The organism is Margalitia sp. FSL K6-0131 (assembly GCF_038008735.1).
GTDB lineage: Bacteria > Bacillota > Bacilli > Bacillales > Bacillaceae_C > Margalitia > Margalitia shackletonii.
Genome location: NZ_JBBOZS010000001.1, coordinates 1,140,472 through 1,156,124 on the forward strand (window position 1 = coordinate 1,140,472; position 15,653 = coordinate 1,156,124).

The 15,653-nt window shown below is 37.9% G+C and carries 13 protein-coding genes; 11 read left to right on the plus strand and 2 right to left on the minus strand.

The genetic code is table 11. The features are described 5' to 3' along the window. The first annotated feature begins 19 nt into the window (after positions 1-19). From NSQ59_RS05580 to NSQ59_RS05605, 6 genes are all read left to right on the plus strand, one after another. Positions 20-1,096: a plasmid pRiA4b ORF-3 family protein gene (locus tag NSQ59_RS05580; protein ID WP_340829957.1), complete on the plus strand. Its 1,077-nt coding sequence runs from the start codon at positions 20-22 to the stop codon at positions 1,094-1,096. A gap of 448 nt (positions 1,097-1,544) precedes the next feature. Further along, positions 1,545-3,491 carry a lamin tail domain-containing protein gene (locus NSQ59_RS05585; RefSeq protein WP_340829959.1) on the plus strand — a complete coding sequence of 649 codons (1,947 nt, stop codon included), beginning with the start codon at positions 1,545-1,547 and terminating at the stop codon, positions 3,489-3,491. A gap of 342 nt (positions 3,492-3,833) precedes the next feature. Next, entirely contained in the window at positions 3,834-5,201 is a 1,368-nt protein-coding gene (locus tag NSQ59_RS05590) for an MFS transporter (RefSeq protein WP_340829961.1), read from the plus strand. Beyond that, complete coding sequence (locus tag NSQ59_RS05595) at positions 5,185-5,952, plus strand: sugar phosphate isomerase/epimerase family protein (protein ID WP_340829963.1); 768 nt, start codon at positions 5,185-5,187, stop codon at positions 5,950-5,952. The genes NSQ59_RS05590 and NSQ59_RS05595 overlap by 17 nt, the downstream gene beginning before the upstream one ends. A 112-nt stretch (positions 5,953-6,064) precedes the next feature. After that, positions 6,065-6,868 (plus strand): HAD-IIA family hydrolase, encoded by an 804-nt coding sequence (locus tag NSQ59_RS05600; RefSeq protein WP_340829965.1) that lies wholly within the window; start codon positions 6,065-6,067, stop codon positions 6,866-6,868. 30 nt (positions 6,869-6,898) lie between these two features. Beyond that, entirely contained in the window at positions 6,899-7,588 is a 690-nt protein-coding gene (locus tag NSQ59_RS05605; protein WP_340833141.1) for an MgtC/SapB family protein, read from the plus strand. Positions 7,589-7,628: 40 nt separating this feature from the next. On the opposite strand, the gene NSQ59_RS05610 is transcribed toward NSQ59_RS05605, so the two are convergent. Then, a complete protein-coding gene (locus NSQ59_RS05610; protein WP_340829967.1) occupies positions 7,629-8,192 on the minus strand; it encodes a glycerol-3-phosphate responsive antiterminator in 564 nt (187 codons plus the stop codon). A 339-nt stretch (positions 8,193-8,531) separates the two neighbouring features. Next, the gene (locus tag NSQ59_RS05615; RefSeq protein ID WP_340829969.1) at positions 8,532-10,172 is read right to left on the minus strand and encodes a glycerol-3-phosphate dehydrogenase/oxidase; all 1,641 of its coding nucleotides are present in this window, start codon (positions 10,170-10,172) and stop codon (positions 8,532-8,534) included. A gap of 411 nt (positions 10,173-10,583) precedes the next feature. On the opposite strand from NSQ59_RS05615, the gene NSQ59_RS05620 reads away from it, so the two are divergent. From NSQ59_RS05620 to NSQ59_RS05640, 5 genes are all read left to right on the plus strand, one after another. Further along, entirely contained in the window at positions 10,584-11,573 is a 990-nt protein-coding gene (locus NSQ59_RS05620; protein ID WP_055738538.1) for an SIS domain-containing protein, read from the plus strand. 73 nt (positions 11,574-11,646) lie between these two features. Then, complete coding sequence (locus NSQ59_RS05625; RefSeq protein WP_340829971.1) at positions 11,647-12,939, plus strand: ABC transporter substrate-binding protein; 1,293 nt, start codon at positions 11,647-11,649, stop codon at positions 12,937-12,939. A 57-nt stretch (positions 12,940-12,996) separates the two neighbouring features. Beyond that, on the plus strand, positions 12,997-13,881 hold the full coding sequence (locus tag NSQ59_RS05630) for a carbohydrate ABC transporter permease (protein WP_340829973.1): 885 nt from the start codon (positions 12,997-12,999) through the stop codon (positions 13,879-13,881). Between the two features lies 1 nt (position 13,882). Then, complete coding sequence (locus tag NSQ59_RS05635) at positions 13,883-14,770, plus strand: carbohydrate ABC transporter permease (protein ID WP_340829975.1); 888 nt, start codon at positions 13,883-13,885, stop codon at positions 14,768-14,770. A 15-nt stretch (positions 14,771-14,785) separates the two neighbouring features. Further along, positions 14,786-15,622: a PfkB family carbohydrate kinase gene (locus NSQ59_RS05640; protein ID WP_126648029.1), complete on the plus strand. Its 837-nt coding sequence runs from the start codon at positions 14,786-14,788 to the stop codon at positions 15,620-15,622. The last annotated feature ends 31 nt before the right edge of the window (positions 15,623-15,653 follow it).

Below are 15,653 nucleotides of genomic sequence, written 5' to 3' on the forward strand. Positions count from 1 at the left end.
ATGAAGGAGGTTTTCAAATATGTTTATTCATTGTACGAAGAAACTTTTAGAGCAGCTTGGAGTAAAACCAGAGTCTGGTGAAGAAGAGGCGCTTTTTTCTTGGCATGCTAATTTGATTACGGTTAACCGAAAGAAAACGGTTGTGTTTACTAATGATCTAAACCGGTATGTGATGATTTTGCATGGCCTTAAGGCAAAGGATTTCAAAAAGTTGGACGAGCTATTTTTACAAGGAATTAAGGAAGTATTCCGAAAAGAAGGGATAAAAGAAGAACTTATTGAAAAATATCTATTTCACTCAAAAGGAACTACCTTTTCGAAGACTAAGAATCGTACTCTTGTAGCAAGGCTGAATAAGGCTTGTGAAAATGTAGAATATTTTAGCGACTATTTGGATGATGGAGCAGTTTTTCAATCAGATTTAAGTACACGAATCAGCAGCCTCTTGGTAGGGGATGGGAAAAATAGTTATGTTAAGCCGAATGAAACATTGTATGAGAATCTTGAAACTTTTGCTGGCGAACCAATATTCTCTGCTGTTGCCGTTCAATTAAAAGTTACCTTACAACTTGAAAAACATCATGTTTGGCGTAGACTTATCGTACCAATTAATAGGACATTCGAAAATTTCCATGACATACTTCAGACAGCCTTTGGCTGGAATAATTACCACCTTCATGAATTTTATATCTATGACCAAGCATCTTCGGATAAACCTATCGCGAATCTCGTATGTGATGAAGAGGCGTTTGAATTTCCAAGTAAGATACCAATGAGGCTGGAAAAAGGAATACCGCTGTCAGAGTACATTCCTTTATATAAAAACTTAATGTATCGCTATGATTTTGGTGATGATTGGCAGCATGTTATTGAAGTAGAACAAATCATTGAAGATTATGATTTGCCTTATCCTACTTGCCTCGATGGGGAAGGAAAAACACCACCTGAAGATGTTGGAGGAAAATATGGGTATGCAGCATTTCTCGCTACAATAGAAAATCCTAATCACCCTGATTATGATCACACGATCAATTGGGCAAGAACGCAGGGAGAACGAGAGTTTGATATTGAAGAGGTAAATAGGATGTTGAAATAGTGGGATGAGGGATCGTGTTCCTCGTCCTAGTTTTTTTCTTCAAATTTTAAATTGGAAACCATTCCGTTTCTCATTCGAGCCACGATAAGGGGATAGGTTCTAATTTCAATTAATTACTAAAGTGGGTGCGGGACCGGATCCTCCGTCCCTAGCCCCATGCAAAAAGCCCCTTGCTAACTCTTAAACAGCCTTGTACCATTAAAAATAATCAGATAATTATAAACGCGGATTTTATCTTTTGGGTAGAGATGCTAAGAGAACCCTATGATGATTAATCTGTATTACATTTTTGTAGTACATTTTAGGATTCATAGGGTTTTGTGTTTCTTTTATCCTAAATGATGCTGCTTTTACAATTATTTGTGATGAAGAGAAACACTGGGACGTTTCTCCTGTTTCATAGAAACGCAAGAAACGTTCCCATGTTTCGAATAGGGGAGGATAAAGAATGGGGAAAGCTAGGTCTTACAAGTGGTTCATTTTTGTTACTTCTTTTGTTTTGACATTGGGAAATGTATTCATTTTTCATACTTCTAAATCAAATGCAACCGAGATTCCCTCTGTTCCTAATTTACTAATTACAGAGGTGGTGCCAGATACAGATAATTATGCCGGCTATGATGCGTTTGAGTATGTCGAAATCTATAATAACAGCAGTCAAGAGATAGACTTAAAAGGATACCATATACAATCCGGATCATGGAATGTAGAATTGGAAACCTCCACTAAAATTGCACCGTGGGATACGAAGCTTTTTTGGACGAGAAGGCAAGAAATTCAGCCTATTACCTTAGAAGCTTTCAATCATAATTACTTCGCATCTTACCAAAGTAAATATGTAGATGAAGGCAAATTAAAGACCTTAGATAATATTGGTGGGCTGGTTAATAGCAATACGCAGACCGTGTCTGTTTTTGATCCTAATGGTAAGGAAGTCGTTCGGGCAAAGTATACGGGCAATGACTTTTTCTTGAATAAATCTATTACATTCACCTATCCACAGGATGGCAGCACACAGATGAAAATTCTTTCCGGTAATCAAAAGCCAACACCAGGCTGGATAGATCCTAATCAGGCACCACCAAGACCAAAACAAGATGAAATCGCACCCAAAGTACCAGCAAATATTAAAGCAAATGCAGGAAACGGGGAAGTATCATTAACATGGGATCAGAATCCAGAAACAGACCTCTACCGTTATAATGTGTATAAAAATGGGGCACTGGAGTTCTCGGTATCTCCATCCAAACATGATTTTACACTTTACTCTCTTATTGGGAATCGGGATGTTACGCTGCAAGTGACTGCGGTTGATACATCGGGGAATGAATCCGAAAAATCCTCACCAATAACGGTTACACCAGAGCATCAAATAATTACACAGGAAGAAAGATCTTCGAACGATCGTGATCCTAAATATCAAGGCTTGTGGGATATAAGCAAGGATGGGCCGGTCATTCCCGGATTAGTTCAGGATCTTGTTCCGCAAGGGCTGGGATACTATAAGAAAAAGAATTGGCTGCTTACCATTAATTATCTGGATGATGGCAGACCAGGGACATTATGTGTGATTGATGCAACAACGGAAAAATTGATTAAATCTGTTGAGTTATATAACGAAGATGGTACGCCATACACAGGACACGCAGGTGGAGTAGCAGTTAGTAAAGACCATGTTTGGATTTCATCTGAGAATTACTTATTTACATTAAATATAAGTGATTTAGTGTCAGCTCAAAATAACGATGAACTGCAATTTACCAATCAAATTCCGGTTCCAGTAGAAGCCGCTTACGATGTATATGATGATGATAATGGAATTCTGTGGGTCGGTGAATTTTACGAACCAAACAGTTATCCAACTGATCCATCCCACCATTTGGTGAATCGAGCTGGGGAAATGCAATATGCGTGGATGGTAGGTTATAAGCTGAAGAGCAATTTAGACATGCTTTCCAGTGATCAATGGAATAAAGAGTCTGGTATGCCGGCAACTCCTGATTATGTTTTATCCACGATTGGGAAGGTTCAAGGGGCAATTGTTCAGAAGAAGGGAATATCTTTAGTTACTTCTTATGGAAGAGCTAATGATAGCGTACTTTATCGTTATGAAGCCCCGCTAAAAGAAGAGCCCCATACGCATGTGAAAATAGGGGAAAAAGAAGTGCCACTCTGGTTCCTTGATGGACAGACAACTAAGCCAAGGGAAAGTATAGTGTCTATCCCAATGAATGAAGGTGCAGTTCTGGTCAAAAGCGACCTCTATGTCTCATTCGAATCCGGAGCCAACAAATATCGTTACACCGGCACATATCCAAGAGATCGCATGCTAAAGATAGATATGAAAACTTTAATGAAAGATGATAGAGATATGGAAAAAGAAGAAAGGAAATGAGTAGACAGCTCCCAAACTCTGTCTCACAAAAATAGTTGACAGACTAATTTAAATATTATATAAATAATTTATCAAACTATAATTTTGAGTAATTTTATGGCCGGAGATGAAGAGATGCCATAGTCAGGAAAAACATGTTTCATGTGTTTTTTTGACTATGGCTTTTGTTGTTTCTTCATGCTATTTGATTACTCATAAGTGGGGAAGGGGAAATCTTACTATCATGTGATCTCTCTTTATGAATCGAACATTAATAAACCTTTAACAATCTATTAATACCACATTAACACCTTAGTATTATCTTATTCTTGTACTATAAATGAAAATTCAGGGGGGATTTTGATGAGTTTTGAGCATTTGGATTCACCGCAGTTAAAGCGCTTTCAGCGAAAGATAACGCTATTATCTGCTGCGGGTACTTTTCTGGATGGCTTTGATTTAACGGTTATTGCTGTTGCGATGCCCTTAATTTTGAATCAGTGGGATATCGGGCCAGGACTGCAAGGGTTGATCACATCATCTGCCGTTATCGGTTCTTTGATTGGAGCGTTATGGCTTGGAAATTTGACGGATAAATATGGCCGCAAAGCGATGTATGTCATTGATTTATTAGCCTTTGTTGTGTTTGCAGCCCTTACCGCTTTTGCTCAAGCACCATGGCAGCTTATACTATTCCGTTTCTTACTGGGAATCGGAATTGGAGCAGATTACCCGATTTCAGCAACCCTCGTTTCCGAATTTAGTTCAACGAAAAGCCGCGGTAAGCATAGTACCTCTTTAGGAGCAATGTGGTTTGTAGGGGCCGTTGTTGCTTATATTTTCGGAATTATATTGGAACCGCTTGGACCAAGCGCGTGGAGATATATGTTATTAGTAGGAGCTGTATTTGCACTTATTGTTTTCTATTTTAGGGTAACACTTCCTGAATCTCCGAGGTGGCTTGCCTCTAGAGGCCGTGAGAAGGAAGCGGAAGAAATTATGTTTAAAATTACTGGTAAAAAGGTTGTTATCAAACCAAATACGGATAAAAAGCAAAAAATAGGGGATCTCTTTTCCAAAACTTTATTCCGTCGTACATTCTTCGTTTGCGGGTTTTGGTTCTGTTACGCGGTTGCATATTACGGTATCTCCATGTATTCACCAACTATTCTAAAACCATTCACGCATGGGTCACAAATGATGGCGTATATCGGCTCCGGTACTGTTAGTGTGCTGGGACTATTGGGAGCCATTATCGGTATGAATATTGTAGAGAAAATCGGAAGAAGACCGCTTATTATTACTTCTTTTACAGGATTATCGATCGCCCTAATTATTTTAGCGCTTAACCCTAGCCCGACGATGGCATTTCTAGTTATTTTATTCAGTCTTGCTGTTTTATTCGCGAATATGGGTGGAGGAATACTGAACTTTGTGTATCCAACAGAGTTATTCCCTACAGGTATTCGCGCAAGTGCATCCGGTTTGGCAACTGGTGTGAGCAGGATTGGTTCTATTTTAGGTATATTAGTATTTCCGCAGCTTGTAGCAGCTTGGGGAAATAGCAAAGCATTATGGCTCTTTGCCGTTGCTGGGTTAGCAGGCTTGATTATCTCAGCCATTTTAGCACCTGAAACGAAAGGTAAAAATTTAGAGGAACTAAATCAAGATGTAACTTCAGCACTGAACAACAAGGCAAACATAGGAGGCAATCATGGAAAAATGGCTTAGTCTTTGGTCGATAGGTCAAGAAGGTACATTAAGTGATTTTCAGGCTATTAAAAATGCCGGTTTTGATGGCATTGAAATATGGGCAGAGCAATATCGATCGAAGGAATATTTAGATTATGCAAAACAAATGGAATTAAAAATTGGAATCCATCTTCCGTTTCATGATTTAAATTTGGCAACTCCCGATTCTGTTGTATATGAAAGAACGTTGAATGTTTTAACAGAATGGTTAGAAACACTAGCTGAATATGGGGGACAGCATGCAACCTTCCATGGCGGATATGCCTGGTCCTCAGAGGAACGGGATGAAACGCTAGTTCGTGTAAAAAAACGATTGCTGCAGCTGGATGAAAAGGCAAAGCAGTATGGAATAGACTTATTATTGGAAAACCTCATCCCGGACAAATTAAACTACTGTCACCACATTGCATCGAATGTAGAGGAATGGTTGGATTTAATCCAATTCGCCAACATAAAAGCCTGCTTGGATATCGGACACTTGGCAGTTATGGGGAATGATTTGGAAGAGACGATTGGGAAACTGGGCAGTTCTTTAGGTGCTGTTCATTTATCAGACAATGACGGGAAGGCGGATCTCCATCAGCTTCCAGGTGAAGGAAATAATCTTTCTAAAGGTTTACACGATTATTTAAAAAATATTGATTTTTCAGGGCCAGTCGTTTATGAAATTAATCCTTATAAATATTCTTTACAGGATATCTTAAACCACATTGCAAAGGTAAATGTATAAAAAAGAATAGCGATAGGAAAGAGACTTAAGAGAAATCCTCAAGCTTTTTACAGGCCTAACTTTTTAGGCCTAATTAAGCTCGAGGATTTTATTTTTTATTGGAGGTATTAGAGTGACAAAAGGCTTTATCTTTGATTTAGATGGAACGGTGTACTTGGATAATCATATCATTGAAGGGAGTATCGAGACGATTCGGTATTTACGTGAGAACGGACATAAGGTCGTTTTTTTTACCAACAAGTCCATCTCGACACGCCAGGATTATGTGAAAAAATTAAATGACCTTGGAATTGAGGCAACAATCGATGATATAGTAAATTCCAATTTTATTACAGCAAAGTATTTAAAACAGCATATGATTAGCTCTGATGCTGCATATGTGATTGGGGAAAAGGCATTATTGGAGGAATTAAAAGAGGAAGGCATCCGAATTACCATGGATTCAAATGAGGCAACTTATATTGTCCTTGGTTGGGACCGTGCATTTACCTATGAAAAATTGAATAATGCATATCAAGCATGGGTAAAGAATAATGCGGTTATAGTGGCAACTAATCCTGACCGTACATGTCCTGTTGCAGGTGGCCAGCTTCCTGATTGCGCCTCCATGATTGGTGCATTAGAAGGGGCAACAGGAGTAGCCATTGATCTTATCATGGGGAAGCCTTCTAAACTTGCGGCGGAAATGGTAGTCAATGAGATTTTACAATTAAACCCAGAAAAATGCTTTATGATAGGGGACCGTTTAGAAACGGATATTCGAATGGGTAAGGAAAATGGATTAAATACTATTTTGGTTTTAACAGGGATTACCACAATTGATATGGTGAAAGCTTCAGCAATGAAACCGACTTATATCCTAGAGAGCATAAAGGATATTCCGCATTTACAAGAAATTGTATCAAGTCCTATTTAATGATAAAGGGGGATGGAGATGCAGGTAGTTTTGGAACACTTTGATTTAGAAATGCTTATCAAGCTTCTGATATCTGCTATTCTTGGTCTGGCCATTGGCCTTGAACGGGAATTGAAAAGAAAACCATTAGGGTTAAAAACAAGTTTAGTTATATCCATCGTTAGTTGTTTGTTAACGATTGTCTCCATTCAAGCTGCTTACTCCTTTCCTTCATCTGATGTGATGAAGATTCAAATGGATCCCCTTCGATTGGCCGCACAAATTGTTTCCGGAATCGGATTTTTGGGAGCAGGAGTGATCCTTAGGAAAGAGGACGATACCATTTCTGGCCTTACAACTGCCGCAATGGTTTGGGGAGCTGCTGGTATCGGCATTGCAACAGGTGCCGGATTTTATATTGAAGCGATTGCCGGCGTCGTTTTATTAATGATCAGTGTGGAACTAATTCCTAGTCTCATCAAATTAATCGGTTTTAAAAAGCTTCATTCTAAGGAAGTTTTGTTAAAACTCATTTTAAAGAATCGGGAAGATATTAAAGACGTTATTAAAGCCTTACAGGAAAAAGAGATGACGATGGATCATGTCCATATTAAAGAAATGGAAGACCAAACTTATTTGCTAGAATTAAAGGTTAGAGTAAGCTATCGTAAAAGCACTTCCGCTATTTATGACGGAGTATCTCAAATTAATAAGATTTATCGAACGGAAATTAGCGGATAAAAAAACGAACCATCTCCTTATGCAAGATGGTTCGCTTTTTCTAAATATCCAAATTCCAAAGAGCGGGGTCGCCGGAAGAAATCGCTAGAGCTCCCGCTTCTAATCCTTGTAAAATTTCCTCTTTTGAACTTATTAATCCGCCGGCAATGATTGGCAGATTTATTCGTGTAGTAAGCTGGTCAATGATACTTGGCATTAATCCCGGCAACACTTCAATCGCATCGGGATGGCATGTTTTGCACATATCAATCCCTTTTTGTATCGCAGTTTTATCAATTAAAAATATACGCTGAATCGTCATCAGCTTTTCCTCTTTTGCGTATTTAATTAACGAATTTTTCGTTGTAATGATCCCGGTCGGTTTCCAGCATTGCGCTATATATTTGATGGCACTCTTTGTATTGGAAAGGCCTTCTATAAAATCAATATGAATAAATATCTGCTTTTTTGCCTTCTTTAATCTGTTCAGATGGTCTGTCATATTTAGCAGATTACCTGTTAAAAGAAATACAATATTAGAATTGCTTGTAATCGCCTTATCGATATCCTCTTCATTTTTAATAGATGCGATTACTTGTGACTGAACTAGATCGACTATATTCATCAGATGCATCTCCTTGTCAGTTCGGGTATATATTCCTGTTTCGACAATCGAAATGAAATTTCCTCCTTCCATCGTTAAATTTGTGGGACAGGGGACCGGACCCTTTGTCCCACTGATTTACTAAACCGACCTTCATTTGCGAGCAATGGTCCGAAACGTGTAATGAACGGACCAAAACCCTTAAGAAACCGCCCAAAACTCTAAAGCAATGGCCCGAAAATGTGCATAAACTGCCCGAATTGGGTATTTAGTCCTAGATGTGTACTGCCCCAAATCTCACCGATCCAATTTTATTTTTTTCAAAAAAGTTGGAATCAGGTAAAAAAAGGGATCTGAGCTTCAATCTTGCGGAGATACCGCATAGTGCAATTCCTGCTCCAATTCCTTTTTCATAAATTCCGCTTCTTCAACGGTCCAATTCATCCGTTCTTGCATTACTTCCACCACCTGATTCTTCCATTCGTGTACCCAATGGATGTCGAAGTAAAGGCTGCCGGTTCTTCTGATAAAAAAGTCGACTGGTTTCACAACCATTTCGTGTTCGATGCTATAGATTAATTGGGCATAGACAAAAGGAGGCAAGCGGCCGTCCGTTTCCATTGCATATTGAAATAAGTGATCAACATTCGCCCCATATTTCTTTGCCAACTTGTTCCCTTCCACTTCAGTTAAACCATATTGCAGGGCTTCTTTGGATTTTTTATTAACAAAATCCTCATAATGACCGATGTTTCCTCCTGAAATAGGATAATGAATGGTTTGACAAGGCTTAAAGGTCATTTCATCTGTTGCAGCCAATCGATTGGCAATAAGATCAACGACATTTTCTGCCATTTTTCGATATCCTGTTAATTTACCGCCAGCAATCGTAATCAGACCGCTTTCGGATTCCCATATTTCATCCTTTCTCGAAATTTCGGAAGGATCCTTGCCTTCTTCATAAATAAGCGGTCTAACCCCCGCCCAGCTCGATTCCACATCGTCTTCGGAAATAGCAACATTCGGGAACATATAGTGAATGGCATTAACTAGGTATTCCCGATCAGCTGCAGTCATCCTTGGATGCTGAATATCCTGATCATAGAAGGTGTCAGTAGTGCCGACATATGTCTTTCCGTCTCGTGGGATAGCGAATACCATCCGTTTATCAGGAGTATCAAAATAGACAGATTGTTTTAAAGGAAAGACACTTTGGTCAATGACAATATGAACACCTTTTGTTAAGCGGAGCTGCTTGTTATTTTTAGAAAAATCCTTTCCGCGGATATCATCCACCCATGGGCCGGCAGCATTGACGATTTTCTTTCCATGAATGGTGTAGCACTGGGCGGAAAGTGTATCTTTGACAATTAATCCGTTAACCTTTCTAGCAGAATCATATAAAAATGTTTCCGCCTTTGTGTAATTAATGATGTCAGCTCCTGCTTCTCCTGCTGCTTTTAACACTTCAATGGTTAAGCGGGCATCATCGGTGCGATATTCCACGTAATAACCGCCGCCTTTTAATCCATCTTGTTTAATTAAAGGTTCTTTCACAAGTGTATCTGCAGCACTTAGCATCGTTCGCCTTTCTTCTTTTTTTACTCTTGCTAAAAAATCATAAACACGCAGACCAATGGAGGTAGTGAAACGTCCAAAAGTCCCGCCCTCATGAATGGGGAGCAGCATCCATTCTGGTGTGGTAACATGTGGACCATTTCGATAAACGATTTCCCTTTCTCTGCCAACTTCTGCCACGACATTAATTTCGAATTGCTTTAAATAACGGAGTCCTCCGTGTACTAATTTAGTGGATCTACTTGAGGTGCCGCCCGCAAAATCCTGCATCTCCACAAGAGCAACCTTCAGCCCACGTGTAACTGCATCCAAAGCAATTCCTGCACCAGTAATGCCTCCACCGATAATCAATACATCATATTGTTTTTGTGACATCGCCTCTAAAATGTTTGCTCTTGTACTTCCTGAAAATTGTACGCTCATGCAGATTCCTCTCCTTAATTCTCCATCTTTATATACTTATGTGTGGAAGGAAAAAATAAAAAGAGACCAATACAAATATTTTGGAGTAAACTCCAGAACATTGTATGGTCTCTCTTAATCTCTAACCATAGTACGAATATTTATCTTATTTTAACATAAAAAAGAGAGGTTTAGCTAGATGATGATTTAAAATTTGTGTATGTCGAAAAAACAACCCTCTCAACCAATTATTTTGTCTATTCCTTTTAATTTAAATTATCAGAAAAATATATTGACAACCTTATGATGTGGTCGTAAGATAGAATTTAATATAACGATATATAATGTTATATTAAATTGCATAACGTTATTTCAGAAGGGAGGTTCTCTTTGTAATAGACCTTTCTACATAAAAAATAAGGAGGATGTTTTATGACGACGGAAATTAACGTAGGTGTAAAATCGCAAATAAAAGCAGCATTGGCAGAGGTTAATAAAAGAGATATTAAAAATGTTTTCTTTGTAGCATGTGGTGGATCTTCAGCACTCATGTATCCAAGTAAATATGTGATGGATCGTGAAGCAAAAGGGGTAGATTCATATCTTTATAGTTCCAATGAATTTATCTACCGTAATCCTGTTAAACTCGGCAAAAACTCTCTTGTTATTCTTTGCTCTCATTCTGGTACAACTCCTGAAACAGTAGAGTCAGCAAAATTTGCCCGTTCCAAAGGAGCTCTGGCAATTTCATTAACAAATGAGCCAGAATCTCCATTAGCGAAGGAATCTGATGTTTATTTGAAGTATGAATGGGGCAAAGAGGCAGATGCTTTTGCTACTAATTATTCTGTTATGTACCAGCTTGTCTTTGGTGTTTTGAACTTGCTAGAAGGTAACGAAAAATATGAGCTAATAGAGAAAAATCTTGAAAAGCTGCAAGCTACTTACCATAAAGCTGCAGAGCAAACAGCAGCTGCTGCAACCCAATTTGCAGAAAAGCATAAAGATGAAAAAATTATTTATACAATGGCAAGCGGGGCAAATTATGGTGTTGCGTATTCCTTTGCTATCTGTATTTTAATGGAAATGCAATGGATTCATTCCCATGCTATTCATGCTGGTGAATATTTCCACGGACCATTTGAAATTTTGGATAAAGAAACTCCATTTATCATCTTGCTCGGTCTCGATGAAACACGACATCTTGAAGAGAGAGCTTTATCTTTCTCCAAGAAATATGGAGAAAAATTAACGGTACTTGATGCAAAAGAATATGATCTATCGGATATTGATGATGAGGTAAAAGGATATATTGCACCGTTAGTACTTAATTATGTATTGCGCCAGTATGCCGATAAGTTGGCTGAAATTCGGAATCATCCTTTATCCTTACGTCGCTATATGTGGAAAGTAGAATATTAATCTTTCATTTTTTCGGAAAAGTGGGAGACCACTTTTCCGCTAGTCTTTAATAGGTGAAAAAGGGGGAGAAAGAATGAAGAAAATACTTACTGTCTTTACTGTATTTGTTTTATGTATCTCCGTATTAGTTGGATGTTCTTCTTCCACATCATCTTCAAAGGATGGGAAGGTAATCCAGCTCAATTTCTTTCATCGCTGGCCAACACAGCCCAAAAAGGCTTTCTTTGAGAAAGCTGTTAAAGAATTTGAAAAGCAGCATCCTAATATTAAGATCAAGACGGAAGCTGTGTTGAATGATTCCTATAAAGAAAAGATTCGTGTTGTATTAGGATCTAGCAATCCTCCTGACATTTTCTTCTCCTGGAGCGGTGAATTTGCCTATAATTTTGCCCGAGCGGGAAAAGCCTTAGATTTAACGGATATGATTAAAGAAGATACAGGATGGTCTGACCAAATTATCCAATCTCAATTTATCCCCTTCACCTTAGACGGCAAAACCTATGGAGTTCCATGGTCAATGGATGGAAAATCATTCTTCTATAATAAAAAGATATTTAAACAATTAAACTTGGAAGAACCAAAGACTTGGACCGAATTTATGGACGACCTCCAAAAAATAAAAGACGCTAATATTACACCAATTGCATTTGGAAGTAAGGCACCTTGGACCATTTCGCATTATATTGGAACTTTAAATCAACGCCTTGTACCGCAAGACATTATTAAGGTTGATTATGATCCGAAGAACCCTGAAGGTGATTTCTCGAATCCTGGTTATGTAGAGGCACTTAAGAAATTCAAAGAATTAGAGCCATATTTTAATAAAGGGGTAAATGCGGTAGACCATGAGTATGCTAGACAGCTTTTTAAAAGTGGAAAAGCAGCTATATGCTACATGCAATATGCCGAAATCGGCATGGTGGAACCAGCGCTTAAGGATGATTTAGGAGTATTTAAATTGCCGGAAATTGAAGACGGCAAAGGAGATCCCAATGTTATTACCGGTGCCCCAGAGGGAATTATGATTTCCTCTAAAACAAAATATCCTAAAGAAGCAATGGAATTTATAAAATTTTTAACCTCTAAAGAAAAAGGAATCCAACAAGTGAAAGAAGTGAATGAATATAGCGCTACAAAAGGTACTCTTACTGATCAAAATTCATCACCGCTTCAGCAGAAAGCAGTTGACCAAATTGTGAATGCGGATCGAACAGCGCTCTGGTTGGATACTGATTTGGATATAAAGATTGTGGATGCTTACTTAAAAGGAGCACAGCTTATGTTAGACGGTAAAAAAACACCAGAAGAGGTAATGAAGGACGTTCAAAAAGCCGCTAAAGAGGTAAAACAATCGGCAGCAAAATAATAATATGAATAGGTGGATGCCTGAGTCCACCTTTTTTCAAAATCGAGGTGAAGGGAAATGCTTAATTTAAAGAGGAAAATAACCCCGTATCTTTATTTAGCACCCTGCTTACTTTTCCTATTAGTTTTTGTTTATTATCCTATTGTGGAAAATTTACGCTATAGCTTCTTTGACTTTTCAGCATTTTCACCGAGTAAAACATTTGTTGGGTTGCAAAATTTCATCGATCTGTTTCATGATAAGGTGTTTTATATAGCATTAAAAAATAATGTACTTTATGCTGTTATTTCAGTTGTATGCCAAGTGTTTGGCGGACTTATACTAGCAGCGATACTGGAGGCACCAATAACAAGATTATTATCAGGCTTTTTTCGCACCGTGTTTTTTCTGCCAGTTGTTATCTCTATTACTGTTATTGCATTGCTTTTTACCTTTATATACGATCCGCAAAATGGAATAGTAAACAAATTTTTAAGTTTAATAGGGTTAGAGGATTGGACGCGGGCATGGTTAGGTGAATCGGAAACAGCTATTTATGCTGTCATTGCCGTTTCGCAGTGGCAAAGTATTGGCTATATTATGATGCTTTTTATCGTTGCTATTCAAGGGATACCAAAAGAATTATATGAAGCGGCCGATATCGATGGTGCGGGAGGAATCAGGAAGTTCTTTAGTATCACCGTCCCACAAGTGAAAGAAATGTTCTTTGTTACTACCTTGATAACTTTAACTGGTGCATTCACAGTATTTAATGAGCCCTATATTTTAACAGGTGGAGGACCTGGAAATTCAAGCGATGTTTTGGGAACGCTGCTATATCATTCCGCCTTTTTTGAGGACAAGATGGGGTATGCATCCACGATTGCGACGGTTATTTTAATCCTGACATTAATGATATCTATTATCCAAATGAAATTATTCAGGACTGGAAAGGATGGTTAAAATGGAGGCTAATGAACAAGTTGTAAAGCATCAAACAATATCGTTAAACCGACGCTATAAAAACAATCGAAAAACCATTCTGCAAACCTCGCCAGTTTATATTATATTAATGATATATTTTATTATTATTGCCTATCCTCTTTTTTGGATGGTGATTAATTCCTTTAAATCTACGGATGAGATTTTTGGGAATAGTTGGGCTTTACCGGATAAATGGCTGTTTTCCAACTATGTAGAAGCATGGAATACTGGAATATCTAGTTATTTTATAAACAGTGTGATCGTTACCGTTTCTACTTGTTTATTAACAGTATCTATCAGTGCATTAGGTGCCTATGGATTATCCCGATTTGCATTTAAGGGCAAGCATTTACTATTAATCTTTTGCATTGGTGGAATGATGCTTTCTCCACAGGTTAGCCTTATTCCTCTATATAAATTAATTCAAGCACTAGGAATTCATGATACATATTTTGCGATGATTTTACCCTATGTGGCTTATCGAATTCCTATTACCGTCTTATTAATAAGATCTGCTTTCCTTGAAGTTCCAAGAGATTTGGAGGAATCGGCTCTATTAGACGGATGTGGTACATGGAAAATTTTTACGAAAATATTCGTTCCTTTAAATTTTCCTATTATGGTTACAGCAACTATTCTGACAGCATACTTTACCTGGAATGAGTTTTTGTTTGCCTTAATCTTTGTTGATTCGGAATCTTTGAAAACGATTCCAGCTGGACTAATGCAATTTCGAGATGCATTGCAAACGAACTGGGGTGTACTATTAGCAGGATTAATGATATCAGCGATTCCAATTATTATATTGTTCCTGTGCATGCAAAAGTTCTTTGTGCGCGGACTTACATCTGGTAGTGTAAAAGGCTAAAAGGAGTGGAAAACATTGAGATTAATTGCAATTGGCGATAATGTTGTAGATATATATAAGGAACGCAATGAAATGTTTCCAGGGGGGAACGCACTAAATGTGGCAGTATTAGCAAAACATAGCGGTGCAAAGCAAACTGCATTTATTGGAATTATTGGCAATGACGATGTCGGGGATCATATTATTGATTCATTGGAAAAAAATGAAGTGGATATCAGTCGAATTCGAAGAGCCTGCGGAGAAAGTGGAAAAGCTTATGTAGATTTAAATGAGGATGGCGATCGAATCTTTGTTGGTTCTAACAAAGGTGGTATTCAATCGTTATTAAAAATTCGGTTAACGGATGAAGATTATCAACTGATTAAGCAATATGATGTTTTGCACACGAGTATTTATAGTAGCTTAGAAAATGAACTGGAAACATTAAAAAAGTCTATCCAATTATCTTTTGATTTCTCCAATCACTTTGATCATGAAATCTTAAAACAAGTTTGTCCACATCTAACCTTTGCTTTTTTATCAGGAAGTCATCTAACAGAAATAGAAATCAAAGAGTTATTCCAGGAAATACATTCTTTAGGAACTCCATATGCAGTGGTTACAAGGGGTTCAAGTGGTGTCATGATGTCATATAAAGGCGAAATTTACGAACAAGGAATAGTCAAAGCAAATGTTATTGATACTTTAGGTGCAGGAGATTCTTTTATCGCAGGATTTTTAACAAGATATTTGGAGAATCATAACATTCAGGATGCATTACAATTTGCAGCTTATAGGGCTTCTTTAACCTGTGAAGTAAATGGTGCATTTGGCTTCGGAAAGAAATTGGATAGTAAATTACTTTCAAAGTAAGATTTACAAAAAAAAGCGGGTGATCCCCGCT

Coding starts and splice junctions, on each gene's coding strand:
- NSQ59_RS05580 (WP_340829957.1), top strand. CDS start 20: ATGTTTATTCATTGTACGAAGAAACTTTTAGAGCAGCTTGGAGTAAAA.
- NSQ59_RS05585 (WP_340829959.1), top strand. CDS start 1,545: ATGGGGAAAGCTAGGTCTTACAAGTGGTTCATTTTTGTTACTTCTTTT.
- NSQ59_RS05590 (WP_340829961.1), top strand. CDS start 3,834: ATGAGTTTTGAGCATTTGGATTCACCGCAGTTAAAGCGCTTTCAGCGA.
- NSQ59_RS05595 (WP_340829963.1), top strand. CDS start 5,185: ATGGAAAAATGGCTTAGTCTTTGGTCGATAGGTCAAGAAGGTACATTA.
- NSQ59_RS05610 (WP_340829967.1), bottom strand. CDS start 8,192: ATGAATATAGTCGATCTAGTTCAGTCACAAGTAATCGCATCTATTAAA.
- NSQ59_RS05615 (WP_340829969.1), bottom strand. CDS start 10,172: ATGAGCGTACAATTTTCAGGAAGTACAAGAGCAAACATTTTAGAGGCG.
- NSQ59_RS05620 (WP_055738538.1), top strand. CDS start 10,584: ATGACGACGGAAATTAACGTAGGTGTAAAATCGCAAATAAAAGCAGCA.
- NSQ59_RS05625 (WP_340829971.1), top strand. CDS start 11,647: ATGAAGAAAATACTTACTGTCTTTACTGTATTTGTTTTATGTATCTCC.
- NSQ59_RS05630 (WP_340829973.1), top strand. CDS start 12,997: ATGCTTAATTTAAAGAGGAAAATAACCCCGTATCTTTATTTAGCACCC.
- NSQ59_RS05635 (WP_340829975.1), top strand. CDS start 13,883: ATGGAGGCTAATGAACAAGTTGTAAAGCATCAAACAATATCGTTAAAC.